Origin of the sequence: Adlercreutzia sp. ZJ138, from assembly GCF_011038935.1 — a bacterium.
GTDB lineage: Bacteria > Actinomycetota > Coriobacteriia > Coriobacteriales > Eggerthellaceae > ZJ141.
In genome coordinates, this window is record NZ_JAAKEA010000013.1 from 26,103 (window position 1) to 51,053 (window position 24,951).

Sequence of the window (24,951 nt, forward strand, 5' to 3'; positions counted from 1 at the left end):
TTGGCTGGCGCTCCGTGTTACTGATGTTGGAAGTAAAAGATTGCGATCTGTGTGCGGTTTTTCAGCGTGAGCTTCTGCAAGATGACGCTAATGTGATTGCGCACGGTTCCTTCTCCCAAATAGAGGGCAGTGGCGATCTGTCGGTTATCAAGCCCCTCGGCGATCTTTTCCACAATGGCGCATTCCCGCTCGGTGAGATTGGGATGCGAAAAGGATGTCGGCGTACGACGCAAAAGGGTGCTTGCCCGCTCAACTACGTCTCCTGCCAGCACGCTTTGGCCAGCCATAACACTGCGAAGCGCTGGCGCTATCTTGGCGGCGTCCTGCTTAATCAGGTAGCCGCGCGCGCCTAACTGCAGTGCTCGCACAATGTACTCGTCGTCGGAAAACGTGGTCAAAAACACGATGCGCGCGCACGGCTGCTCACGCAGGATAGCTTCGGCGGCGGCCAGGCCATCGGTTCCAGGCATCTGAATATCCATGAGCAGCACGTCGGGCGCAAGTGCGGCGAAGCACTCGATCGCCTGTGCGCCGCCATGGGCGCGCTCGATCACGTCAATGTCGTTTTCCGCATTTAAAATGGTGCTGAGCGATTCGGTGATGAACGGATCGTCATCAACAATCATGACCTTCATACGGTGCGCCTTTCGTTTGAGGATGAAACGCGTTCTTTCGGAATGGAAGCGAACACGACAAATCCGTGTTTGTTCCGGTCAAACCCTGCGCGAAAGGTGCCGCCAAGCGCGCCGACACGCTCTTCCATGGTACGCAAGCCGATTCCCGCAGAGGTGGTAGTGCGCGCGGAGCCTTCTTCGTCACTGCCGTTGTCGGTGATGGTGAGGTTCCAAAGTGCCGGATACTCAGCTACTCGAACCTGCACGCGCGTCGCGTTGCTGTGTCGTGCCACGTTAGCCAGTGCTTCCCGCGTTACGGCGGCAAAGCAATACGCCACTGCGTTTGGTGCGTTGTCGATCTCGTAGCGCAAGCTAACATTTTCCAGCTCGCTTTGCTCAACCAATCGCTCAAGTTGCGAGCGCAGGTCGAAGGCGTCGTCGTGTAGTGCATGTACGCTTTTGCGCACGGCGTCGAGCGCCTCGCTCACGGTTGCTGCGATAGGGGCGAGCTGCGCCTGCAAATGTTCGTCTTTGGCGTGCGTTACCTGGAGGGCTTGCGTTTGCAGCACTGCTCGGGTAAGCAGGTGCCCTACGTTGTCGTGGATGTCGCGCGCAATACGCCCACGTTCGGTAAGGGTAGCCACGCGCACCTCGTAGTCTTGCCGGTCAAGTAGGTCGCGGTTGCGCGCTTCCAGGGAAAGCGAACGTTCACGCAGCTCATCGCGCGCGGCGCGTTGTTCGTCGTGCTGAAGTAATAGGCGGCTCGTGCGCCAGGCGAGCAAGAGAGACACGGCCATGACAACCGCGATTATGGCACACACGGAAAGCGACAGGCGCACTGCGACACCCACAAAAGCTACAGCGCACAGAAGCTGCATGGTGCGTAAACCCCTCACCGCATCTGGCTTTGCTGGCGTGTAGCAATGCTTACCGCATTCACTGAGTCCGTGGGGAAGGCAATCATAGGCAATCAGGGGCACGAACAGCGCGCAAGGAACCACCACGAGCGCCAGGGCGAGGTAGGCGATGGCTGCGGTGTACCTCGTTTTTTCCGGCAGTACTTCAAGCAGCGACGATGCAATGACGGCTGCAAGCAAGCCGACAACCGTAAGCGATGGGGGCGCAACAAAGCCGAGCGCAAGGCAGCACCCCAAAAACACAATAAGCTTGTCGAGCACGCGTTCCATGCAAACATCATACGGCAAGACACCGCTGTACGCAGCGGCAATCGGCACCTCATGAGCGAGGATGGGAAACTCGTGACAAAAGTCACTTCCGCGATAAGCGCCCGATGCGGATACTGAAAAAAACAAAGGAAGTGCGCGCAGGGCGTGCATGTGTACAGAAGGGGGACTCGTATGGGCGAAACCGCGCAGCGTACGCCAAACGACGTTGTCGTTGAAGTGTCGAGCTTGGTGAAGCGCTACAAGGAAACCATTGCGCTCGACCATTTCAACCTGTCGATACGTCGCGGCGAAGTATTCGGGCTTTTAGGCCCGAACGGCAGTGGCAAAACCACCGCTATCAACTGCATATTGCAGCTGCTCACCTACGACAAGGGTGCGGTTCGGTTGTTTGGCGAGGCCATGGCGCCAACGCGTTACGACATCAAGCGCCGGATAGGTGTGGTGCCGCAGAATTTGGCAGTGTTTGAAGAACTTACCGTGCGCGAAAATATCGACTACTTCTGTGCGCTGTACGTGTCCGACAAACACCGTCGTCGCGAGCTGGTGGATGAGGCCATTTCGTTCGTGGGACTCGAGGGATATGAGCGCTTCCGGCCGAAGAAGCTTTCGGGTGGCTTAGCACGACGCCTGAACATTGCGTGCGGCATCGCGCACAAACCGGAGCTCATCATCTTAGACGAGCCTACGGTGGCGGTTGATCCGCAGAGTCGAAACGCTATTTTGGAGGGCATTCTGCGGCTGAACTCGGAAGGTTCCACCATCATCTATACCAGCCATTATATGGAAGAGGTGGAGGAAATCTGCTCGCGTATTATGATCATGGACAAGGGACGCGGTGTGGCAAACGGCACGAATGCCGAGTTGAAGGCCATGATTGGCACGGGTGAGAAGTTGCGTATCCAACTGGTGGGCGACACCGGTGCTCCCGCTTTCGTAGCGCCGCTTGTGCGGGGTGGTGCGGACGCTGGTGCAGATTCGCCCGCCGAAATGGAACCGGCGTTTATGGCACGTATCCGCAGGTTGCCGCACACGCTGCGCGCCAACATCGAAGGCGACGTGCTGGAAGTCGATTGTGCAGTGGGTGCACACAACCTGGCCGACGTTCTTGCCGTACTTAAGGAGGCGGACGTGGCGTTCGGGCGCATCTATGCCGAGCCGCCCACGTTAAACGACGTGTTCCTCGAGATTACCGGCACCGAACTGCGCGACTAGCGCGGGCGGGAGGCACATCATGTGGAACACGTTCAAATATACGACGCTTTATATCTCGCGCGAGCGTGAGATCCTCATCTGGGCACTGGCGTTTCCTATCATCTTGTCCACGCTGTTCTCGCTTATGTTTTCTGGGATGGATGAGTCGGTGTATGCCACCGATTTAGGCGTGGTGGTTGTCGAAGATGAGGCGTGGGAGTCTGATGAAGCTGCCGTGCTGCGCGAGGTGATGGATGCGATAAGTGAGCCAGGCACCGCGGCTGACAAGGTGGGTAGTCTTGTGGCACCGCACTACGTTGAAAGCGAAGAGGATGCACGCCGCACACTCGCCGACACCGATGCCATTGCCTACCTGATAGTTGACGAACAAGGCGCGCCGCAGCTGCATATGAAGCTCGATCCAGCTGACTCGTCGCTCACGCAACGGCAAACCGTGGTGAAGACGGTGCTCGATGGCGCACTGCGTACCAAGGCAGCGGTGAGTGATGCGGTTGAGAGTCATGTTCGTGCCGATGTGGAGCAAGCTGCCCGTTCGGGCTCGTTTTCACCGGAAACCTTCGACGTGCAGGCGCTGCCTACCTCTGTTGAAAACTGGGATCAGGAAGCTTCCCTTTCTCTCGATGATGCTTCTGCTGCCTCGGATGTGCTTATGTATATGGGTATCGACGTCGAAGCGCTCGTTGAGCAAGCGCTTGCAGCAACCGATGCTGAGCTTACCGAGCGCGTGTCGATCACGCACAATAAGCCAATGGAATCGGAGCGCTACTACTACGCCCTTTTGGGCATGGCGACGCTGTTCACCGCAAACATTGGCATGCTTGGAATAAACCGGATACTGGCGAACACGTCGAGTGTGGGTGCACGCCGCACGTTGGGCGCGGCGTCCCGTACTCGCGTAATGGTAGCGACGTGTGCGGCGACATGGGTGCTGTCCTTCGTCTGTCTGCTGGTGGCGTATGTCTATATCCGTTGCGCGATTGGTGTCACGTTTGGTGGGAAAGATGCGGCGTGTGTGCTGGCGCTCGCGGCATCATCGCTTGCAGGTTGCATGCTCGGCGCTTTCATCGGCGCGATTCCGGGCGTTTCGGAAGGTGGGAAGGGCGGCATCATTACGGTGATTGCATGCTTTGGGGCGCTGTTTGCAGGGTTGTATGGGCAGGCGTGTATGTCATTGGCTGACCACATTGCTGCCGTGGCACCGTGGTCGGTGTACGTGAACCCGGCGAGTCTGATCGCTCGGACGTTCTACAGCTTGTACTACTACGACAGCATGGTTCCCTATGCAGAGTCACTCGCGATGCTGCTGGTAATGGCGGTAGTTTTCTTGGCAGGAACCGCACTTTTGGCAAGGAGGCAGCAGCATGAACATCTTTAAGGCCGCCTGTAAGATTTTACTGAACAACAAGATGTACTTTCTTATGTATGTGGTGTTCTTAGGAGCTATAGGTGTGTTCGTGGCGACGGGGAACACGCAGGGAGCCACCTCGGACGAGTTCGTGCAGAACCGCGCCGATGTGGCCGTGATCGACCGCGATGGTGGCACATTAGCGTCGGGCGTCACCGAGGCTATGGCTTCGAATGCCACCATGGTCGAGGTGGCCGACACCGAGCGCTCTTTGCAGGATGCGGTGGCGCAAGGCATGGTCGACTGCCTAATCATCGTGCCGGAAGGTTACGGGGAAGCATTTGTGGAAGCGGTTCGCGCAGGCGATGAGCCACCATGTGTGCAAACAGTGGCGAGCTTCGACAACATGGCAGGGTTTGAGGTGGAAAACCAGCTGCAGATGTACCTGTCGTGTGTGGCTGCGCGTACAGCTTTAAGTGGGGAAGAAACTGCACAAGAGGCTCTGTCTGAGGCCGCAACGGCTGCGCTTGACGATATGGCTGAGCAAACAACAGCGTCGTATGCTATCGAGGAGGGGAAGGCCTCTCCCTTACCCGACGATTTCCTCTTGTATAATCGCTGGTCGGTCTATCCGATCGTGTGCGCCATTGGCGTGCTGGTAACGGTTACTTTGGCGGGTTTCAACCGCACTGACGTGCGCCGGCGTAATTTGTCCGCGCCGGTGAGCGGCTTGTCGCTCAGCTTGGGATTATCCTTAGCGAGTGTGGTATGCATGCTCATTACGTGGGTATGGTTCGCTGGATTGGGCCTTGTTGCCTTCGGTGGGTCGCTTGAGGGTACCGATACGTGGCGTGTGGCGCTGTGCTTGGTTGATCTATTTGCGTATGCCCTGTTCGCGCTTGCGTTCGGCTTCCTGTTAGCACAGCTGGGTGCAAGTGTTGCGGTGGCGAACTCGGCGGCGAATATCGTGGGCCTGGTGCTGTCATTTCTAGGTGGCGCATGGATTGATATACGGCTTATGGGGCAAACCCTGGAAACAGTGGGGCACTTCACGCCATCGTATTGGCATGGCCAGGCGCTCGTGAGTATCGCGCAGGCCGATGGGGCAACGTGGGACGCGCTTGCACCTGCGATCGCCGATATGGGCATTGTGTTCCTGTTTGCGGCAGCGCTCTTCGCCGTGGCATTAGTGGTGGGGCGCGTGCGGCTGGGAAATGCGGGCACGAAGGAACGCGCGTCTTCCGACAAGTCGACACCGAAGGAAGCTTCCGTGGCGTAAGACTATTCGCGCACACGTTCTGAAGAGAATTAATTTGCTGGCCCTGTGCTTACTCGTTTGCGCAGGGCCAGCGGCTCTTGTCGGTTCTTATGCAGTGTATACGCAGCGGCCGCCGGTGAAGGTGGCCAGGGTGCGCGTCTTCTGAATGTCGGCTGCGTCACTGATGAGTAGGTTGCGGTCAACTACAGTGATATCGGCCAGCATGCCCGGCGCGATTGTTCCCAGTTCGTGCGCTCGGCTTGCTGCTGTGGCGCTTCCCAGCGTGTAGGCGCGGATGGCTTCGGCCATGCTCACACGTTCGGATGGCAGCCAGCCGCCGGCGGGTTCATGTGTGGCGGGGTCTTGTCGTGTGACGGCCACGTAGAGCATGTCCATCGACTTCACGTCGACTACCGGAGAGTCGGTGCCGAACGCCAGCGTGCCGCCGACGTCAAGCAAGGCGCGCAGCGGCCACATGTACGGTACGCGCTCGTTCCCTAAGTCGCGCTCGGGGCCGCCCGGATCAAGCGTGATATGCGGGGGCTGCACGGCAGCGACCACGTTCAGGCTGGCCAGACGGGCGATGTCGTCCGGCAGGAAGTTCTCCACGTGCTCGAGACAGTTCCTGCGCCCCTGCGGCAGCTCGCCGAAGCGTTCACGTGCTTCTTCGAAGAAGTTGAGTGCGGCATGGATGGCGGCATCGCCGATGGTGTGGATGCGCACCGGGTACCCCTTTTCGGCGGCGGCCAGTACATAGTCGCGCATGAGGGCGGGATCAATGGTGGGCCGCCCGCAATCGTCGGCAAAGCGTGCGTTTGTGTAGGGGTCGGTTACCCAGGCGGTGTGCTGACTGGACACACCGTCGAAGAATTGCTTGAAGCCTCGCGTGCTTAAGAGCGGATGAGTGTAGTCGCGCAGCATGCGTTCAAAGCGGCTCTGGTCGGCTAGTAGCGTGGGGAACATGTGGATGCGCGCGGTTAGTTCGTCCTTTTCTAGCAGTCGAGCGAAGGAATCGTCGCGGATGAAGTCGAGTCCGGGCGACGCCATAAGCGACATATCACACACGCCGGTAATGCCCTCACGGGCTAGCCGGGCGAGAAAGCCCCGGTAGGCGTCATCGATTTCAGCGTCGGTGAAGGCACCCACAATCTTGGGCATGAGTTCCATAGCTGCTGCTTCGCGCACGATGCCGGTTAGCTCGCCGGTATCGTCACGATCGTAGCTGCCGCCGGCGGGTGCTACGCTGTCGTTGTTTACGCCCAGCTCGCGCAGCGCGACCGAGTTGAGCCACAGCGTGTGTGCGTCACCTGAGTACAGCGCTACCGGACGGTCAGGGAAGGCGGCGTCGAGCGAATGCTTCGACGGCATGACCGGTGGGTTCCAACGGTATTCGCGCCAGCCCTGTGAGAGCAGCCAGCCGGTGGGTCTACGCAGGGAAAGCTCTTGCATACGCCGTACGCAGTCGGCTTCGTTTTCTCCCAGAAACATCTCGGCGAGGGGCGACGAGTACAGCGCCGAATGGAAAAAGTGCAGATGAGAGTCGTGAAAACCCGGCGTCACAAACGCATCTTCGAAATCGAACACGCGTGCAGGGGTCTGTCCTGTATTCGCGTTTGCAGCCAAATCGCGCAGGTCACAGGCGTTGCCTACAGCAGCTATGCGGTCGCCCGAGAGAGCGATGGCTGCGGGTTTTGCCTCGTCGTTTGTTCCCGTGAAAACGTTTTGACTGATGATGATCGCATCAATGCGTTTCGCTTCGCATCCCATACAAAACCTTCTCTCTTATGCGGTGTTTCCCAAAAGAAACGCTGACTGGCACCGTCTTGCCTTGCGAATTAAGGGCAGGCGGAAGTAGCCGATGTTTCTCTCAAGCGGATTATAGCCCTGTTCGGGTGCTCATGTACTACGCGATGAACGCCGCCACTTCTTCAAAAGCACGTTGGCTTTCGGGAAGGTGCTCAATGAACGGGAAGATGTGCCACATGCCCTCATACTCGCTCAACGTTACCTGACAGCCTTCTGTGCGGGATTCAGCGGCAAACGCGCGCATACCCGAGAGCATGATCTCATGCTCGCCGCCGATAACGAGCATTGGCGGCAGCCCCCGCTTCGGCCCGTACAGAGGGTCGGGCGGGAAGCTTCTCGGATCGAGCCCCTCGGCCCAGATTTCGGCAATCTGTTGGCAGCTGTATCGTCCGATCAGTGGGTCGCGGGCGTCATATCCTGTGGCAAGATCAACGTCACCCACCATGTCGAAAAACGGCGAGATCGCCAGTATGCGGTCAGGCAGCGCCGCGTTGCGCTGTACGGCCAGCTGCGCCACGGCAACCGCTAGGCTGCCGCCCGCTGAGTCGCCAAACAACACCAGGCGCGCGCCTTCCTGCTCCGCACGCGCGCAGGCAGCTTCATAGGCGGACGTGGCTGCGGCAAGTGTTTCGGCGCAGCGGTGCGTGGGTGCGAGCGGGTAGATGCAGGCAGTGAGTTCGCATCCCGTGCGTTCAACCAGGCGCTGGCAAAAACGCCACTGGTCATCGCTGATCCGCTTGAAGAACGCACCACCGTGGAAGTAAAGCACGTGGGTGGGCGTGCAGGTACGCTCGACGCTTTCCGCATGCTCGTTACTGGCAGAACCTGCGCTAGCTGCCGACCGCACGGTGACAAGCAGTGTTCCGTCGGCTGCATGCGAGCGCTCAACGTGCATCGACTCGCGTAAGAAAGCGGGTGGCTCATACCCGCTTTCCAGCTCGATGCGCTGCTCTTCGCGGCACGTCTCAACCAATTGTGCGAAGGGCACTGGCTCTGACCAAGGAGCCTTCGCGTTTGTGCGAATGAACATGTCGTAGATCGCCGTTGCCTCGCTGCTGCGCATGTGAGAGCCCGCCTTTCGCTTGTTGCTTTGCTTGTTCTAGAAGTTCCAGCTGTTCATGTAGGCAATCTGCTCGTCGGTGAGCTCGTCGATAGCAACGCCTAATGTTTCCAGTTTCACGCGCGCTACGCCGTCATCAATCTCGGCTGGCACGTCGTATACCCGGTTCTCAAGCTCCCTTTTGTGGTGGTACAAGTACTCGGCGGCGAGCACTTGGTTAGCAAAGCTCATGTCCATCACGCTGGCGGGATGGCCCTCGGCGCAGCTTAAGTTCACCAATCGGCCCTCGGCAAGCACGGTAATGGTGCGCCCGTCGGCAAGTACGTACTCATCGACTAAGGGTTTCAGCGTGCGTTTCTCGACGGCGTTTTCTTCAAGCCACGACATGTTGATTTCGGAATCAAAATGACCGGAGTTCGCCAGAATTGCGCCGTCTTTCATGTTCTCGAACGCGGGTGCGTCGATAACCTTGCAATCGCCGGTGACCGTCACCCACACGTCAGCATGTTTGGCTGCCTCAGCTGCGGGCATTACCTCGTAGCCTTCCATGTGCGCTTCAAGGGCCTTGCAGGCATCTACTTCGCACACGATCACGCGCATGCCCATGCCTTTCGCACGCAGTGCCAAGCCGCTTCCGCAGTAGCCGTAGCCCGACACCACCATGGTGCGTCCGCACAACAGGCGGTTCGTGGCGCGCACGATGCCATCAAGGGTGCTTTGACCTGTTCCGTAGTGGTTGTCGAAGCAGTGCTTGGTGTTTGCGTCGTTAATGTTGAACACGGGGTAGGCAAGTGTTCCTTCAGCGGCCATGGAAGCGAGGCGCATCACACCGGTGGTGGTTTCTTCGGTACCGCCGATGACGCCGGCCAGCTTGTCGGCATGGTGTGTATGCAGTGCAGTATCTAAGTCGGCGCCATCATCCATCACAATCTGCGGGTTGGTGGCGATAACCGCTTCGATATGGGCGTTATAGGAGTCCATGCTCTCGCCGGCGATGGCGTACACATTTACGCCAAAGTCGCGCACAAGCGAGGCGGCGGTGTCGTCTTGCGTGGAAAGGGGGTTGCTCGCGCACAGGGTTACGCTCGCGCCGCCTGCCACTAGTGCTCGCATCAGATTGGCGGTTTCGGTGGTCACGTGCATGCAGGCGCCAACGCGTACGCCTTCTAAGGGGCGCTCTTCGGCGAAGCGCTCGCGAATGCGGCGCAGAACGGGCATGTCGCGCTCGGCCCACAGGATGCGTGCCTTGCCCGCATCGGCCAACGTAATGTCTTTGATGTCGCAGCTTGTCGGTTCGGCCGTTTCGATGTCGCAGTTCTTCGGCATAGATGCCCCCATCTTCTCGTATCGTATGCATTTGTGGTTTGCCCGCAGCGCAGCGGGCCGGTGAGTTTCGCGTTTGGTTATTATACGGTTCGCCTGTGTGGAGCGCTCAATCGTATTAAGGAAAGTTGACGAATCAGTGCGAAATCAACGGAATCGCGTCCATTTTCTAACAAGCGGCTATAATCATGCAGACTTCGGGGTGAAGGAGTATTCGTGATAGACCAATTGCTGGCCAACATATCGTTCGTTGACGTGATCAACACCTGCATGTTTATCGCGTTCTCCTGTTGCTACGCCTACCAGCTGTTTTACGTGCTTGTAGTGCTGACAAAAAAGCCGCCCGAAATCACGGCGCGGCGCAATCATAAGTACGCCGTTATCGTTGCCGCGCGCAATGAACGCGCTGTTATTGGCGATTTGATGCGCTCCATTCGCGCCCAAAACTACCCGCAAGAGCTCATCGACATCTTCGTGGTGGCCGACAACTGCACCGACGACACTGCGCAGGTGGCAAAGGCGGCAGGCGCGACTAAGGTGTTCACGCGCAAAAACGCCGAGAAGGTGGGGAAGGGCTACGCGCTCGAGTATGGCATCGAACGTATTCGTTCCGAACATGCCGAGGCGGGCTATGAGGCGTACTTTGTGTTCGACGCCGACAACGTGCTTGACGAGAATTACTTCCGCGAGATGAACAAAACGTTCGACGGTGGAGCGAAGGCTTCGACAAGCTACCGCAATTCGAAGAACTTTGCATCGAACTGGATATCGGCGGGTTATGCCGTATGGTTTCTGCGTGAGGCGAAATTCCTTTCTCAGGCGAGGTTGACCTTAAACACAAGCTGCGCCATTTCGGGAACAGGCTTCTTTATTGCTGCTGAAGTCATTGAGGCACACGACGGTTGGCAGTGGTTTTTACTCACTGAGGACATCGAATTCTCAACTTCTACTATCCTTGACGGCGACCGCATATCGTACTGCCCCACAGCGGTGCTCTACGACGAGCAACCCATTACCTTCCGCGATTCATGGAATCAGCGTTTCCGTTGGGCGAAAGGCTTTTATCAGGTGTTTTGGCGCTACGGGGCGCGGCTTGCCAAGGGTATGGCGAAAAACCCGAAAGGTTCGCGCTTCGCGTGCTATGACATGCTGATGACCATATCGCCGGCGATGCTGATCACGTTTATTGTCGCTATGTTCAACCTGGTTATTGTGATACTTGGGTGTTTGGGTGTCATGTCTATGGGCAACGTAGTGGCAAGTTCGCTCTCATGCGTGATCTTCTGCATTCTAAACTACGTCATGTTTATGTTTTTGTTCGGCGTGCTGACTACCATCATGGAATGGGATGTTATTCGTGCATCAACGGCGATGAAGATTCGCTCGGTATTCACGTTCCCGCTGTTCATGCTTACCTATATTCCCATCGCATTTGTGGCGCTGTTCAAGCGGGCCGAATGGAAGCCCATTCGCCACAGCATTTCGGTTGACGTGTCGGAGTATTCAACCACAGCGTCTACAAGTACTGATGCTGCCGCTGACGCACCTGAGCAGCATTAGACGCTCAGCGACTTTAATCAGTGTTTCCTTAAGCCTTTGAATCTCGCGACTACAACACGCGGGCAAAGGTGAGTGCCCATACGTTTTGTACGCCCGCAGCGTGGAGTGCGTCGGCTGCGGCGAAAAGGGTCGATCCGGTGGTGTGAACGTCGTCTACCAAAATGACGCTGGCTGCCTGGCGCACGATGTCTTGTGCCGCTTCGCTCATCGAGAAGCGCTCGCTCATGTTCGCGATGCGCCCGCGCCGCCCAAGCGTGCGCTGATCTAAACTGCGTGGATGATCGAGCGCGTATGCAATCGGTAGGTCAAGTTCGTGTGCGAGAGCTAAAGCGAGCTCAGCGCCGTGGTCGAACCCGCGCGCCCTTCGGGCGGCACGTGATGCAGGAATGCCGACAATTACGGGCCGCTTTTCCAGCCAGGTGGGCAGCGCGTACGGTGCCATGATGCGTGCCATGGTGGCGGAAAGCGCGCGGTCACCGGCGTCTTTCCAGGTGCGCACGATGCGCGCTGCCGCATCACCGTAGAGCACGGCGCTCGCGCAGCCGTCGTAGCCAGGTGCGCTGCGCCCCGCTGCAGCGAGCATGACATCGTTACATTCGCAGCATTGAATAGCACCGAAGGGGGATCCGCATCGGGGGCAGGCGCGCCACCAGTCAATGTAGGGCAATTCTCTTCGGCACTGATCACAGAGCACTTCTCCCGGCATGTCACATACGGCGCAGCGGGTCGGCCATATCGTTTCCGATACGACATCGACCAAGGCTGTCCGGTACGATTCTATCGATGCAAGAAGGCTGTTCATGGGTCGATGGTATCACGGGGCTTGCAGCAAAAAGTTGAAGGAAATCTTGCGGAATTCTGTTGCCGATCTGTCATAGGCGCGAACGTGCCATGTGGCATGTGTGTCGTTTTTGGTAGAATGGGAAGGCTTCATTCGGGTCTGTAGTTGCGGATGCGTGTTCGCGATCGTTTCGGTCGCTGCCTGCGTGTCCAAGTCCATGACAGATGCGGTCGAAGGGATCCACGTAAGTTCGCGCGTTTGCGTGGGCGATCATGGCGTATCCTAGAGGTAAGTCGCACCGTCCGTTCTACTGATAGCGGCATTCGGCCGCGCGGGCGAGAGGGCTACGGCGCAAGCTTAACCCCGGTGCGCGAGTGTGGGGGCAAAGACTAGGTCAGCCGATGAAGCAGCTCGTTTGAACCGTTCGAGACTAAGGATATCAGCAATGAAGCGTCTGCAAGCTCTTTTGGTCGGCTGCCTTGCGGCGGCGGGCCTTGTGGTTCTCATGACTGGCTGCACGTCGTCTGAGAGCTATGCTCCACCCGAGAAGACTCCCATGGTGTCCGCTCCTGCCATCATTCAAGATGGCGTTTTGAAGGTGGGTGTCGACGCGACGGCGGCTCCCTTGGCGGGGCAACCCGCGAATTCCACGAAGATTGTGGGTATCGACGTTGATATAGCGGCAGCGCTTGCCGATCAGCTGGGATTGAAACTTGAGGTCATCGACGTGGGAAGCGATCCTGAAGCCGCGTTGGAAGAGGGTCGTGTTGATATCGTTATGGGCGTCGACGGCTCCGACGACTCGTATACGTTCTGGCGTTCTGAGAGTTATTTACCCACTGCTGTTGCGCTGTTCGCTACGACGCAAGGGCAGGCTCCGGCAGCTGACACCACCGCTAGTATCGCAGCACAGCTGTCATCGAAGAGCGCATGGGCTGCTGCCAACATATACAAGAGCGCGAGTTTGACCACCACTGACACACTGGAAAGCGCGTTCTCATCGCTTGCGACGGGTAAGGTCGATTATGTGGCGTCCGATATGGTTATCGGTACGTATGCAGCGCACAGCGCCGGTCAGGAAGTGCAGGCGGTCGCGCTGCTGCAGCCCGCGAGCGGCTACTGCATTGGTGTACTTGATGCGAACACCGAGCTGAAGCAATGCGTGTCTGATGCGCTCGCTACGCTGTCGGGTTCAGGTGTGGTGTCTGTCATCGAATCGAAGTGGCTCGGTCAGGCACTCGACTTGACCAACATTCCGGTTGCTGAAGGTGCGACATCGGTATCGACCGACGATGAGGACGCAGAACAAAGTGCCGACGGTGAAGAAGCAGCCGACGGCTCTGCAGTTGATCCTGCTGTTGAGGAAGCGCTTGGCGGCGGGTCTGGAGCAGATGAGCCTTCCACCACCGATGGCACTTCCGGCACTGACGGCACGCAAACCGAAGGGGTGTCGGGTGTCGCCAGCAATGCGGTAGTGCTGTAGGTTTCCACATGTTTCGTATACTCCGCTTGATGTGAGTGTTTGACGCAAGCACGGTTGCGCAATTGAGTACAGCGTAAAGAAGAGGGCTTTGGCGATTCGGTTCGCCAAAGCCCTCGGTCTCTGTATACCCTGCTTAAAGACGTTCTCGAGCGTGGGGCCGCGCGAACGCCGTATGCTCGGTTGAAGCGTTAGTTCAGGAAGTCCTCGAGAATCTCCTGTTCGGCTTCCTCTTCGGTAAGTCCGAGCGTCATGAGCTTGGTAATCTGATCGCCAGCGATTTTGCCGATGGCGGCTTCGTGTACAAGCATAGCATCCTCGCTTGCGGCCTCGATGCCGGGGATGGCCGTTACGCGGGCATTACCCATGATGATGGCGTCGCACTGCACATGGCCGCGGCACTTTGCGTTGCCGATAACCAGCGGGTTGAACACTTGCTTCGAGTTGTCCTGTGCCACGCTGCGCGAAATCACCTGTACGCTTGCATCATCACCGTTCAGTTCGATCTTCATGTTCGAAGTGGCCACCTGATCATCGTGTGTCAGTAGCTTTTCGGTGAGTATCAGCTTCGATTTTGCGGCCAGCGTGGCGTTGGTATCGCGCACGGTAGAGGTAACACCGCGCAGCTGGATCATCTCCATCTCGCAGATAGCTTTCTCATCCAATATCACGTTCGTCACCGGGTTTAAGATGCGCTCGCCGATGCCTTCGCCTTCGCCGTAGTGTTTCTCGACGTACTTCACATGGCTGTTCTTGCCACAGTGGAAGGTGTGGATGCCGTCATGTTCGGAAGCTTCATGGCTTTCGTTATGGATGCCGCAGCCAGCGATGATGGTCACGTCGCAGTCTTCGCCAATGTAGAAGGTGTTATACACCACGTCCTTCAGCCCGGCCTGCGTGACGATGACCGGTATGTACACCGTTTCACCGCGCGTTCCTGGTGCGATGCGGATGTCGATGCCGGGGTTGTCGGTCTTCGTGGCTATTTCGATGTTGGCTGAGGAATGGCGCTCAACGAGCTTGCCGTCGCGGCGGATGTTGAAGGCTCCTTTCGGCATGCCATGGATGTTCGCTATCTCGGCGAGTAGGTTCTCGTCGATAGGGGAAAGGTCAACTGCCATCGTGAATGCCTCCTTGTCTAGCACGTCGTAGGAATTTCAGTGATATGCAGGCGTGTTGGCTGCGTGAGTTGGCAGTGGGGCATACCCTTTGCCACAAAGCCGAGCCTTGGCATGAGTTCGTCGGGTGTTCCGGTTTCTACCACCTTGCCGTCTTTGATAAGCACGATCTCGTCAGCCAGTTGAATGATGCGCTCTTGGTGCGAGATGATGATGATGGATCGGCCGTCGCGTGCCTCGTGGATGTCGCGGAACGTGTCGGTGAGACGGTCGAAGCTCCACAGATCGATGCCCGCCTCGGGTTCGTCGTAGATGGCAAGCTTCGGATCGCGTGCCAAAATGGTGGCGATCTCGATGCGCTTCACCTCGCCACCCGACAAGTTCTTATCGACCTCGCGGGTGAGGTAGTCAGCCGAGCACAAGCCCACCTTCGACAGGTACTCGTTGCAGGAGAGCATGGGAAGTTTACGGCCTGCGGCGATGTCGAGCAGTTTCTTCACTTTCATGCCCTTGAAGCGCGCCGGCTGCTGGAAGCCGTAGCCAATGCCTAAGCGTGCGCGCTCATCGATACTCATGGAGGTGATGTCGAGTCCGTTGAAGATAATGCTTCCTGACGTGGGGGTTTCCACGCCCATGATCAGTTTCGCCAGCGTGCTCTTGCCGCCTCCGTTCGGCCCGGTGATCACGGTGAAGCGATCGACGGGTATGGTGAGATTCAGTCCGTCGATGATCCGCTTCGTTTCCCGGGAGCCTTCGCTTACGGGCACTTCGAACACAAGATCTTTCAGTTCAAGCATTCGTATCGTTTCCTTTGTTTCGTTTCCATCGTCTTATCTGACTATATGTCATAAGTTCGGCAACATATTATAGGAGTTTCTTGCAGGCGTACAACTCGAATTTAGTCGTTCATCAAGTCGATGACGTTCCATGAACGTTTCGACGACTCGATGATGCTGCGATTCCCGAACACGCACATTGCACCGTGCTTCATACCGTCTTGCAGGGGTGTGGTGAGCGAGCGTGCATCATTAAGCGTGGTGCCTACTACGCGCTTTCGGTCGTGTAGGCGATCATCCCACGTGCGGCCGGCAAACACGTCGGCAGCCTGGCGCTTGACGATCGCGCGGGGCTGAAGCGGATTGTCGATGGCTGCTACCGTGCTTACCACGTACCCCTCGAGCTCGTCAGCGTCGGGCATATAGCTTTCAAGCCACTGAGCAGCGCTGTCGAAGCGCTCACACGTACGATCAAGGTGCGGATCGCGGTAGGAGTAGAAGCGCATTGCGCCAGCACGTGCGGCCTGAAAACCTGCTCCGTAGGCACCGCCCTTCACGCGCACCTCGTTCCACAGATAATCGTAGTTCAAAGCGCGTGCGGCAACCGACCACGACGGCGAATAGTCGCAGTTGATCAGGCGGTGGTCGAACCCGGCTGCGGCGTAACACACGTCGGAAGCGACAATAAACGCTTCATTGCTCGCGTGCGGTTCGGGAATATGAAGACGCACATCGCGTACGGCGGCATGACCATCGGTTACAGCTAGCACGTTTGTGTGGCCAAAAGCGACGTGCTTTTCGGCGAAGGTGCTCCAGGCGTCGCACGGCCCGGCGAAGCTGAGTGTCTGGTTGTTATCGGTGAAGATGCGCGCGGCAAGCTCGGTGAGCTTTGTGGGTAGGGTTGGAGCCGCTTGATCGAAGTTGCTTATGAGGTGTTTCACGAAGCGGTACATATCGGTGCCTGCCAGCTGTTCCTCGACTAGGCCAGCAGGCAGGTAGTACGATCGCAGGCGCGCCATGGCACACGTGTGTCCGGCATTCACAAAGGCGTTCTCCATAGCGGCCTTGCGCTGGCGCAGCACATCAAGGATACGGTCGGTGTTGGAGAAGTCGGTTTCCAGCATCACCTCGCGCGAGAGGTCACCCAGGTAATCGACGCGCGGTGCGAGTGCGCTTGCGCTGACAATAAACAAAGGGCGCACGACGGATGCGTCGAAAGCGTCCTCATGTACGCGCTGGTAAAACGATAAGTTGCCTAAACGCCCGTTGATCAGGGTGTCGAGTTCTTGCGCGGTGTGTCGTGCGGTATCCATCTTTCCCAAAAGCGACCCTAAAAGCGACACGTAGGGAAGCTCTTCGAAGCTCACGCAGTTAAGGTCAAAGTAGCGGTATGCGTACACGATACCGTTCGTCTCAACGCTGTGACGGATGCAGGGGACGCTACCTGCGCGTACAAGCTCGTAGGTTGGCTCGCGGTCCGGCTCAGCGATGTCGGTTATCGCTAAGCGGGGAAGGGTTGCCACTGCTTGCGGGGTATCAGGGGTTTCCTGCATGGCGCGCAGGTGTTGTTCGTCTTGTTCAATGCGTTCGAAGTCGGATTCCGTCATAGTTGCGGCGATGTCGGCCAGGCGACGGGCTTCGTTCGCGCTCGTGTCATCTTCAGTGGGCACAATCTCAGCGAGGGCAGTATGCGCATTGTCGATGAATACCTCGCGAATAAGGTTTTCGAACCAATCATCGTCAAGGTGTTCGCGCAAGTAAGCGATGGCGTCCTCAAAGCGCAGGTAGGCGGTAGGCATATCGTCGTCATAAAGCCAGCCACTCATCGATGCGGTGGCATATGCTATGCCGTTGGGAATGCCGAAGTTCCCTTCGCGTAGGATGAATTCGTCGCGCGAGATTGCCGCTTCGAGCAATACATGATCAAGTCCACCGTTTGCGAGTGCATGGATGGCTTCATCGAACACGCGACGGAATTCGTGCGCTTTTTCGGGATGGATACCGCGCAGCTCCACCACGGCGAAGGGTTGCAGTAGCGAGTCGGCTACATAGGCGTTCGCGTCGGCCGCAAGGTTGGCGTCCAGTAAAGCACGCTTGAGCGGCGCTTCGTTTGAACCCATGATAGCGTCAAGCAAAACGTCCACTGCGATCACGCGCACCCGGTCGCGGGCGCACCCGATGACACACCCAATGGCTGCGCAAGCGTTCTCGGGTGCGCATGCCATGTGCTTAGCGGCGTAGTCGGTGCGCACGGGTGCCTGAAGGCGCAGTTCGCGGGGCGTAAGCTCGCTGCCGCGTGTACGCGCGTGTTCGCGCTGTTCGGTGGCCACAGGTGTGAGGTAGCGCGTATCGAGGAAGGTCAACATGCGAGCGATATCGAGGTTGCCATACAACATAATGTAGCTGTTGTCGGTGCGGTAATGCCGTTCGTGTTCTTCCAAGAAGCGTTCGTAGGTGAGCGTGGGGATAGCCTCTGGCGTACCGCCCGACTCGAAGCGGTAGGGTGTGTCGGGGAACAGCAGCTGCTGCAAGGTGTCGTAGAGCACCGATTCGGCGTCTGATAAGGCGCCTTTCATTTCGTTGAATACCACACCGTTCCAACGCAGCGTATGGGCTTCCACCGCAGCGTCGTCACTTTCGCACACATCGTCGGTTTCGGAACACGTGTTATCTACAAGCTCGTAGTGCCAGCCTTCTTGCTGAAAGATTGCTTTGTTGTGGTAGATGGCGGGATGGAATACCGCGTCGAGGTAGACGTCCATCAGGTTTATGAGGTCTTGCTCGTTCGTGCTCGCCACAGGATACATCGTCTTATCAGGAAACGTCATGGCGTTCAGGAAGGTTTGCATGGATGTTTTCAACAGGTTAACGAACGGCTCCTTCACGGGGAACCGGGATGAGCCGTTGAGCACCGAGTGCTCAAGGATGTGGAAAACCCCGGTGTCGTCAGCAGGTGGCGTGCGGAAGGCGATAGAGAACGCCTTGTTTGCATCATCGTTTTCCAGAAACAGCAATTTTGCCTGGCTTGCGTCGTGCAGCATGACGTGTGCCAGGCCGTGAATTTCGGGTAGCTGTTCGGTTGACTGCAAGGTGAACCCGCATGCGCGGGCAATGGATTCAAGTGACATGGCAATGCCTTTCCTGTGGTTCGGTGCGCTTGGCGCGCTGTCGTTTTGCGGCATGAATTATAATTCGAAACATCATTTCTGATCGATCGGCGGAAGGATTTCCATGACGCAGAGCTCACCGGGCTTCTCGTTCATAACTGTTCACGATGACGAAGATGATGTCGTTATCCAGGCAGGCATCCGCGAACCTCGCGAGGATGAGTGGGTTGAAGACGCGTCTGCTGCAAACGAACTCGCAGGTGAAAATGGGGTTGATGGTGCGAGTGGATCTGACGATGTTGTTGACGGTACTAACGATTCTGCCGAAGCTGACACAGATGTAGACATCGTTGTTGCTGACGTTGCTGACGCTGATACCGACGCCGATGAGTTGGTGGTTGAGACGGACGGCGAGCAGCAGGACGCAAGGCTTGGCACTGATCAGTCTTTAGATGGTGGTCGGTATGTGACCACGGCTGCCGATCTTGAGAGTACTCCCATGCCGATTGCGCAGAAGGTAACCATTATCGCTGGCGTGATCTTGTGCGCAATCGCCATTATCTACTGTGCGTTGTGCCGGTAGGGGCGAAGAAGAAGGTTTTGTCCGCGCAACATATAGGGTGCCGCAACGCGTGCGGCACCTCTTCGTGCGCGTGTTGAAAGGTGTGACTATGGCAAAGCATGCTGCTGATAGCAATTTCAAGGCACTGCGGGGGCGCAGGAGCGACTACGACGGCAACCACATGGGGCTCACCGAGGCGTTTGCGCCGGTTTCTCCTACCACGCCGCAACTCGATGACGATTCGGGTAATCGCATGGGCTTAACCGAGGCGTTCGCTCCGGTAACGGCGTCTGGTATGCCTGCGCGTACGCCCACAGATCCGCTTCAGGAAGAAGGCGGATTCGTCGCGGAAGCTGCGGATACGCCGCGTCACGGCCGCCACGGGCGTCACGGGCGCACAGATGAGCAGGTGCCGAACGCGGCATACCCTGTGTCCAATGCGGGTGCTGGACAGTATCAACACAAGTCGCGCCGCATGCGCAAGGTACTCATCGCTGTGATTGTGTTGTTGGTACTGCTGGCAGTAACGGCGGTATATCTTGGAGTTCGGCTTGTTTACGAGGTTAGCACACTCGCTTTCCAACAATCCGAGGATAGTATTACTGAGACAATGCAGCAGGAGAATGTAAGCGATGTGGCGGCTGGGTCCACCAAAAAGACCGACGTCGTGAACCTGACGGGTTTACTTGGGCTGTCACAAGATGAAGCCATCGCGAAGGTGGGGCACGGCGCGTCAGTAACCGCCACGCGCGAGGTTGATCAAGAGGGAAGCGATGTTAAGACCGAGGTCACGCTTGCTTTAACCGATGAACCTGCCGACACACGTTCGGGTACGCCATCGGTGTTCTTGAGTTTAAATGCCGACGGTGCGGTTATCCGCGCGGGCTATTCGGCTGCAACGTCTGCTTTGGGGTACGGGTCCTTAAGCTTTGCTGATGCAGTACAAAGCGAACACATCATCGAAAACGCGTTGCGTGAAGCAGGTTTGTCGGTTGATGACGGTGCGGCAGTGTTGCCTGAGAATAAGGGCGACTATTCCACATACGATACCGACGGCACGACGCTCATGAAGGAAACGTGCTCGTTCTCTGGGACGGGTACGGTTGATGGCGCCGAGCATTCGTGGGACGCGGTACTGCTATACGATTACGTTGCCGCGAATACATCCGGCAATTTGAACGACACAATACGTGTTCTCTACATATATGTGAATGCATAATTCATACTTGCATCGACACGTCAAGGCTGCTACAATGCAACGGCTGATAACCTGAGTTTGACAGTAAATGAGGGCCGTATTCGCTATTGACCAGCGGATACGGCCCTCATGTTGTTAGAATTTGTTGTAGTGAGAATCGCTTATCTCCAGCGAACTTGCTTGCCTTTTTCGAACAAAGCCTTGATCTCGTGGCGTCGCATGTACTTGCGCGGTGACTCTTCGCCGATGAGCGCAAACAGCTCGTCAGTAAGATCAGTTCGGTGATCAAACAGCCATATGTTGGCTTCAAGCTCAGAGCATCCCAGTGCTCGCATGTCTTCTAGAATGGACAGCGCCGAGTAGCGGTGTCCTAGCGCTCGCTCAATAAGCCGCAAGATAGTCAGTGCGATGTAGCAGGTTAGAAAGTGAGCCTCAAGGTGCTCGCGCGTACGAACGAACGCAGGACGTCCTTCAAGCCCTGTCTTGGTGATCTTAAATGACTCTTCGATGCGCCAAAGCTCACGGTAGGCATCGATAATGCGCTTCTCATCCCAGTTTGTCTCGCTGGTTACGATGCAGTAGTAGCCATCACAAGCTTCAGCGGCTGCGATAGCTTCCCAGTCGATCTCAGGCTTTTTAGCGCACTCAATAACTTCACCCGTCTTTGGGTCAAAGTCGATGTTGCGTACATATTGAGCTGCGCCATAGTGGGTTGCGCGTGTGTATTTGCCGGGGCTTTCAACGAGCTGGCGAGACTTCTCGAGCACCTTTTCTCTTTCATGGCGTGCTCGCTCGGCATACTTACGTGACCAAAACGCCACAACCTTCACTTCAATGGGCACGTCTTTCATCTTGCCGTCTGGCCCCTTGACGTGAATGATCTTTGTGTCCTGTCTGCTTTTGAGCTTAAATCCATCGCCGCCACACTCACGATACCCCTCATCTGAGAGTACCCACCCTCTCAGTTCGCCGGTTGACTTTGTGCCGCGTACTGATTGGCTAAACACAAACCCGTCGCCTTTACCTACAGCTGCAGCGATGTTATCTGAACAGTTCATTCCCTTGTCGGCAACGATAACAACACGCTGCATGCCGGCTGCCTCTTTGAGATCTGGTAGTGCCTCTATAAGCGTTTTTGAGTCGTTCACGTTACCCTCAAAAAGTCTGTAGGTCACAGGTATACCTGATGCATCCTGTAAAAGACCCATCTGCACGATAGGGTTGGGCCTGTGCTCCTTGGAGACGCCCTTTTCCCTAAAGCCATCAGGGTCGCACTCGAAGTAGAAGTTTGTGCAGTCGTAGTAACCACAAGCCAAATCGTGCTCGCGACTTGGGGCGATTGCGCGGTTCATTGCAGCTATCACACGATTGCGCGCAACAGCAAGCTCATCGAGCGCACGGTAGACATCACGCTCTGACGCATCGCATCGCAAAAAGTGCAGGTCTGCCCGCTGCCAAGCGGCATGCTTTGAGCCAGGTGCGAGCAGACGCTCTGAGACGAGTAGACGACACACTGCATTCAGATCATAGGCCACTTTCCTGCCGGCAAGATGATTGCGCAGAGCCTTTTCAATGCCGAGTGCGTTGTAGTAGGCCATAGGCACCGCATCCCCTGCACACATGCGGTTAACGTGACGCTTATCAACCTTTTGTGCCATATGCAGCTCAAGTGCAACCGGAGCAACAGCTTCGTTGTGTGTAGCGGTGAGCTCATCGCGTATCGCCTCACAACGCGCAAGCGCACCTGGTCCCCACACTTTTTCAAGCTCATCGAGATACCCCAGTGTTTTTACCGTTCTATTGCGTGCTTTGCCTTGCGAATCTCGAAATGACTCGGTGATTGATAGGTGTATCCGTCCGTTAGTTCCTTTGGTTTTCTTCAGATACAAAACGGCCTCCTATCTGCGCAAACTTGTCCCTCTATTATACCATACCGAGACTACACGAGACATGGAAATCTTATATAATTTGACACAAGAAAAGCCCTCAAACTGGGCCTTTGTCCAAAAACCTGCGTTTTAAACTGTCAAACTACGGTGGGACGCGGTACTGCTATACGATTACGTTGCCGCGAATACATCCGGCAATTTGAACGACACAATACGTGTTCTCTACATATATGTGAATGCATAATTCATACTTGCATCGACACGTCAAGGCTGCTACAATGCAACGGCTGATAACAAGCGAGGGAGTTCCCTCCACCTGTTTTGGCGCTTCGGCAGCTGATGGGTCATTCTGAATAGCCTTTCGTGGCGTAATGCGAATGAAAACCGTCTGCCCGAAGCAGACGGTTTTTTTCGATAGGCGCATGATAAGCGCCAAGGATTGGGAGGTGAGCGCCATAGCAGCGCAAGAACCACGGCTCAACGAGCAGATCACGGTACGTGAGTGCCGTTTGATCAGCTATGACGGAACGCAGATGGGCATCTATCCCACGCGCCAGGCTCAACAGATTGCCGATGACGAAGGGCTCGACCTGGTGGAGATCGCTCCGAACGCCACACCTCCCGTCTGCCGCATTATGGACTATGGGAAGTTCAAGTACGACCAGGCCATCAAGGCAAAGCAGGCTCGCAAGAACCAGAGCAAGATCGAGATCAAGGAAATGAAGTTCCGGCCCAAAATCGACGTGGGCGATTACACGACGAAGAAGAAGCACGTGCTGCGCTTCCTCGAGGCGGGGAATAAGGTGAAAATCACCATCATGTTCCGCGGTCGCGAAATGGCTCATCCGGAACAAGGTTTGACCATTCTGGAGCGTTTGGCTGACGACCTGAAAGACATTGCGGCCATCGAGAATCAGCCTAAGATGGAGGGGCGTAACATGCACATGCTCATCGCCCCGCTGCCGAATTCGGCGAAAAGGAAAAAGGAAGCAAACAAGACCGAAGGGAAGGACGAATAATGCCTAAGATGAAAACTCATCGCGGTACGGCGAAGCGTTTCCGCGTTACTGGAAGCGGCAAGATCATGCGCGCCAAGGGTTACAAGAGCCACATCCTCACCAAGAAGAGCCCGAAGCGTAAGCGTAACTTCCGTCATGAAACCGAACTGGCCAAGAGCGATCGCAAGGTGGTCGCCCGCAACCTCGGCCTTCGTTAATTGTTAGGAGTGATCATCAATGGCTCGTGTTAAGCGCGCACTCAACGCTCACAAGAAGCGTCGTACTGTTCTCACCCGTGCCAAGGGCTACTATGGTGCGAAGTCCCGTTCCTACCGGTCCGCGAAGGAGCAGGTGCAGCACTCTCTGCAGTACATGTACCGCGATCGCCGCAACAAGAAGCGCGAGATCCGTCGTCTGTGGATCACCCGTATCAACGCTGCCGCGCGTCTGAACGGCTTGTCTTACTCGAGGTTCATGAACGGCCTGAAGAAGGCTGGCGTCGAGCTTGACCGCAAGGTGCTCGCCGACATGGCCGTAAACGACGCTCAGGCGTTTGCCGCTGTGGTTGAGGTTGCCAAAAAGGCCCTGTAAAACCACGAAATTTAACGTGCACGCTGGCTTGTTCCAGCAATGTAAAAGCGCCCCGCAGACCACTCGGATTTGCGGGGCGCTTTACTATTCTGTGAGTGTCTAGGTTCTTGCGCAAGCACCATCCAACAAACGCAGGGATGGTGGAATCAATCAGCGTTTCCTTACGTCGCTGTTGCTTCTACGCTGTCAGGCGCACACCCACATACACGGCGTTTTCGGGCAAACCTGAGATACCGTACATGTCGGAGAGCGGCACGGCCGATACGCGCCACTGATAGATAACGCCGTCGATGTCAAGAGTGCCTGCCTTGAACGTGTTGCCCACCTCATCGACGCCGGAGCCGTTCTCAGCGAGCATGGTGTCGGCGGAAAGCCCCTGTTGCATCATGGCTGCATCAATAGCCGCATCAAGCGACCCGCTTGCGAAATCAACGTAGCGCACACGCATGTCTAAGTACTCGGTGCGGTCGACCGAATACATCCACATCCCTTTGAGCAGTTTTGATGCATCGACCGCACCAAGGCTTGCGATTCCCCGGTCAAAGAGCGCCACTGCTTCGTCGTAGTTCATGTCGGCGGGCATACGGGCCGATTCGAAGCCGCCATTAGGATAGTCTGCCGGATCGGAGTACTCGTGCATGGCGTAGCCAGCGTCGGTGAATGTCTGGCGTATGGTGTTGTCGTCAAGGTATACAAGAGAGGAAATAACCGGTGCATCAAAGGCAATATCGCGGGCGAGGTTCGCATCAATTTCCTGCTGCTTGCGCTCTGCTGCTCCGAATACAGCATCATCAATGTTGTTGTACAGCTGCCAGGCAATGATGGCACCTACGAGCACGAACGCAGCCATAATGGCAATTTGTACGCGTGGCATGCTTATGGGACGATCGATGTGGCCCGGATCAAGGTAGCGGATGGGGCCGTCCGATTCGACGTAGCGCTTGCTTTCGGGTTTCAGTTGAAAAAGCGACATGAGATTGCTTCCTTGCGAAGGGAGGTTTGTAAATTTATCGTGCTGCGGGCATTATATCATTGTCGCAGCGCGCACCCGTGATAGGATGCATGCAACCCATGAGGGAGTAGTTG

The 24,951-nt window shown here is 56.7% G+C and carries 21 protein-coding genes; 10 read left to right on the forward strand and 11 right to left on the reverse strand.

The window, feature by feature from the left end; genetic code table 11:
• Positions 1-17: 17 nt before the first annotated feature.
• Together G7Y43_RS06595 and G7Y43_RS06600 are read right to left on the reverse strand one after the other, a co-directional pair.
• Complete coding sequence (locus G7Y43_RS06595; protein ID WP_165045295.1) at positions 18-635, reverse strand: response regulator transcription factor; 618 nt, start codon at positions 633-635, stop codon at positions 18-20.
• Positions 632-1,801 (reverse strand): sensor histidine kinase, encoded by a 1,170-nt coding sequence (locus G7Y43_RS06600; RefSeq protein ID WP_165045297.1) that lies wholly within the window; start codon positions 1,799-1,801, stop codon positions 632-634. The genes G7Y43_RS06595 and G7Y43_RS06600 overlap by 4 nt, the downstream gene beginning before the upstream one ends.
• Before the next feature lie 171 nt (positions 1,802-1,972).
• Here G7Y43_RS06600 and G7Y43_RS06605 point away from each other — a divergent pair, with 171 nt between their 5' ends.
• The 3 genes from G7Y43_RS06605 to G7Y43_RS06615 are packed head-to-tail and all read left to right on the forward strand — an operon-like array spanning position 1,973 to position 5,637.
• Positions 1,973-3,013, forward strand: coding sequence for an ABC transporter ATP-binding protein (locus G7Y43_RS06605; RefSeq protein ID WP_165045299.1), 1,041 nt, complete (start codon positions 1,973-1,975; stop codon positions 3,011-3,013).
• Between the two features lie 19 nt (positions 3,014-3,032).
• Entirely contained in the window at positions 3,033-4,388 is a 1,356-nt protein-coding gene (locus tag G7Y43_RS06610) for an ABC transporter permease (protein ID WP_165045301.1), read from the forward strand.
• The gene (locus tag G7Y43_RS06615; RefSeq protein ID WP_165045303.1) at positions 4,375-5,637 is read left to right on the forward strand and encodes an ABC transporter permease; all 1,263 of its coding nucleotides are present in this window, start codon (positions 4,375-4,377) and stop codon (positions 5,635-5,637) included. Before G7Y43_RS06610 ends, G7Y43_RS06615 begins: the two co-directional genes overlap by 14 nt.
• Positions 5,638-5,724: 87 nt before the next feature.
• On the opposite strand, the gene G7Y43_RS06620 is transcribed toward G7Y43_RS06615, so the two are convergent.
• The 3 genes from G7Y43_RS06620 to ahcY form a co-directional block, all read right to left on the reverse strand.
• Positions 5,725-7,383, reverse strand: coding sequence for an amidohydrolase (locus G7Y43_RS06620; protein WP_165045305.1), 1,659 nt, complete (start codon positions 7,381-7,383; stop codon positions 5,725-5,727).
• A gap of 136 nt (positions 7,384-7,519) precedes the next feature.
• A complete protein-coding gene (locus tag G7Y43_RS06625; RefSeq protein WP_165045307.1) occupies positions 7,520-8,485 on the reverse strand; it encodes an alpha/beta hydrolase fold domain-containing protein in 966 nt (321 codons plus the stop codon).
• Between the two features lie 36 nt (positions 8,486-8,521).
• Positions 8,522-9,808, reverse strand: coding sequence for an adenosylhomocysteinase (ahcY, locus tag G7Y43_RS06630; RefSeq protein WP_165045310.1), 1,287 nt, complete (start codon positions 9,806-9,808; stop codon positions 8,522-8,524).
• A 213-nt stretch (positions 9,809-10,021) separates the two neighbouring features.
• On the opposite strand from ahcY, the gene G7Y43_RS06635 reads away from it, so the two are divergent.
• Positions 10,022-11,365, forward strand: coding sequence for a glycosyltransferase family 2 protein (locus G7Y43_RS06635; protein WP_165045312.1), 1,344 nt, complete (start codon positions 10,022-10,024; stop codon positions 11,363-11,365).
• A gap of 49 nt (positions 11,366-11,414) precedes the next feature.
• Here the strand turns inward: G7Y43_RS06635 and G7Y43_RS06640 are convergent, their stop codons facing one another.
• Complete coding sequence (locus G7Y43_RS06640; protein ID WP_165045314.1) at positions 11,415-12,167, reverse strand: double zinc ribbon domain-containing protein; 753 nt, start codon at positions 12,165-12,167, stop codon at positions 11,415-11,417.
• A 424-nt stretch (positions 12,168-12,591) separates the two neighbouring features.
• On the opposite strand from G7Y43_RS06640, the gene G7Y43_RS06645 reads away from it, so the two are divergent.
• Positions 12,592-13,629: an ABC transporter substrate-binding protein gene (locus G7Y43_RS06645; protein WP_165045316.1), complete on the forward strand. Its 1,038-nt coding sequence runs from the start codon at positions 12,592-12,594 to the stop codon at positions 13,627-13,629.
• A gap of 188 nt (positions 13,630-13,817) precedes the next feature.
• Here G7Y43_RS06645 and G7Y43_RS06650 read toward each other — a convergent pair whose 3' ends face one another.
• From G7Y43_RS06650 to G7Y43_RS06660, 3 genes are all read right to left on the reverse strand, one after another.
• Positions 13,818-14,747, reverse strand: coding sequence for a SufD family Fe-S cluster assembly protein (locus tag G7Y43_RS06650; protein ID WP_165045318.1), 930 nt, complete (start codon positions 14,745-14,747; stop codon positions 13,818-13,820).
• 17 nt (positions 14,748-14,764) lie between these two features.
• Positions 14,765-15,541: an ABC transporter ATP-binding protein gene (locus G7Y43_RS06655; RefSeq protein ID WP_165045320.1), complete on the reverse strand. Its 777-nt coding sequence runs from the start codon at positions 15,539-15,541 to the stop codon at positions 14,765-14,767.
• Between the two features lie 101 nt (positions 15,542-15,642).
• The gene (locus G7Y43_RS06660; protein WP_165045322.1) at positions 15,643-18,648 is read right to left on the reverse strand and encodes an insulinase family protein; all 3,006 of its coding nucleotides are present in this window, start codon (positions 18,646-18,648) and stop codon (positions 15,643-15,645) included.
• A gap of 103 nt (positions 18,649-18,751) precedes the next feature.
• Here G7Y43_RS06660 and G7Y43_RS06665 point away from each other — a divergent pair, with 103 nt between their 5' ends.
• A complete protein-coding gene (locus G7Y43_RS06665) occupies positions 18,752-19,210 on the forward strand; it encodes a hypothetical protein (protein WP_165045324.1) in 459 nt (152 codons plus the stop codon).
• Positions 19,211-19,298: 88 nt separating this feature from the next.
• Entirely contained in the window at positions 19,299-20,408 is a 1,110-nt protein-coding gene (locus G7Y43_RS06670) for a histone-lysine N-methyltransferase (RefSeq protein ID WP_241158183.1), read from the forward strand.
• Between the two features lie 140 nt (positions 20,409-20,548).
• Here the strand turns inward: G7Y43_RS06670 and G7Y43_RS06675 are convergent, their stop codons facing one another.
• Entirely contained in the window at positions 20,549-22,276 is a 1,728-nt protein-coding gene (locus tag G7Y43_RS06675; protein WP_165045326.1) for an IS1634 family transposase, read from the reverse strand.
• A 422-nt stretch (positions 22,277-22,698) separates the two neighbouring features.
• Between G7Y43_RS06675 and infC the strand changes: the two genes are divergently transcribed.
• The 3 genes from infC to rplT are packed head-to-tail and all read left to right on the forward strand — an operon-like array spanning position 22,699 to position 23,865.
• Positions 22,699-23,295: a translation initiation factor IF-3 gene (gene infC / locus G7Y43_RS06680; RefSeq protein ID WP_165045328.1), complete on the forward strand. Its 597-nt coding sequence runs from the start codon at positions 22,699-22,701 to the stop codon at positions 23,293-23,295.
• Positions 23,295-23,492 (forward strand): 50S ribosomal protein L35, encoded by a 198-nt coding sequence (rpmI, locus tag G7Y43_RS06685; RefSeq protein ID WP_165045330.1) that lies wholly within the window; start codon positions 23,295-23,297, stop codon positions 23,490-23,492. Before infC ends, rpmI begins: the two co-directional genes overlap by 1 nt.
• A 19-nt stretch (positions 23,493-23,511) precedes the next feature.
• Positions 23,512-23,865 (forward strand): 50S ribosomal protein L20, encoded by a 354-nt coding sequence (gene rplT, locus G7Y43_RS06690; RefSeq protein WP_165045332.1) that lies wholly within the window; start codon positions 23,512-23,514, stop codon positions 23,863-23,865.
• Between the two features lie 178 nt (positions 23,866-24,043).
• On the opposite strand, the gene G7Y43_RS06695 is transcribed toward rplT, so the two are convergent.
• A complete protein-coding gene (locus tag G7Y43_RS06695; protein ID WP_165045334.1) occupies positions 24,044-24,838 on the reverse strand; it encodes a teichoic acid transporter in 795 nt (264 codons plus the stop codon).
• Positions 24,839-24,951: the final 113 nt, after the last annotated feature.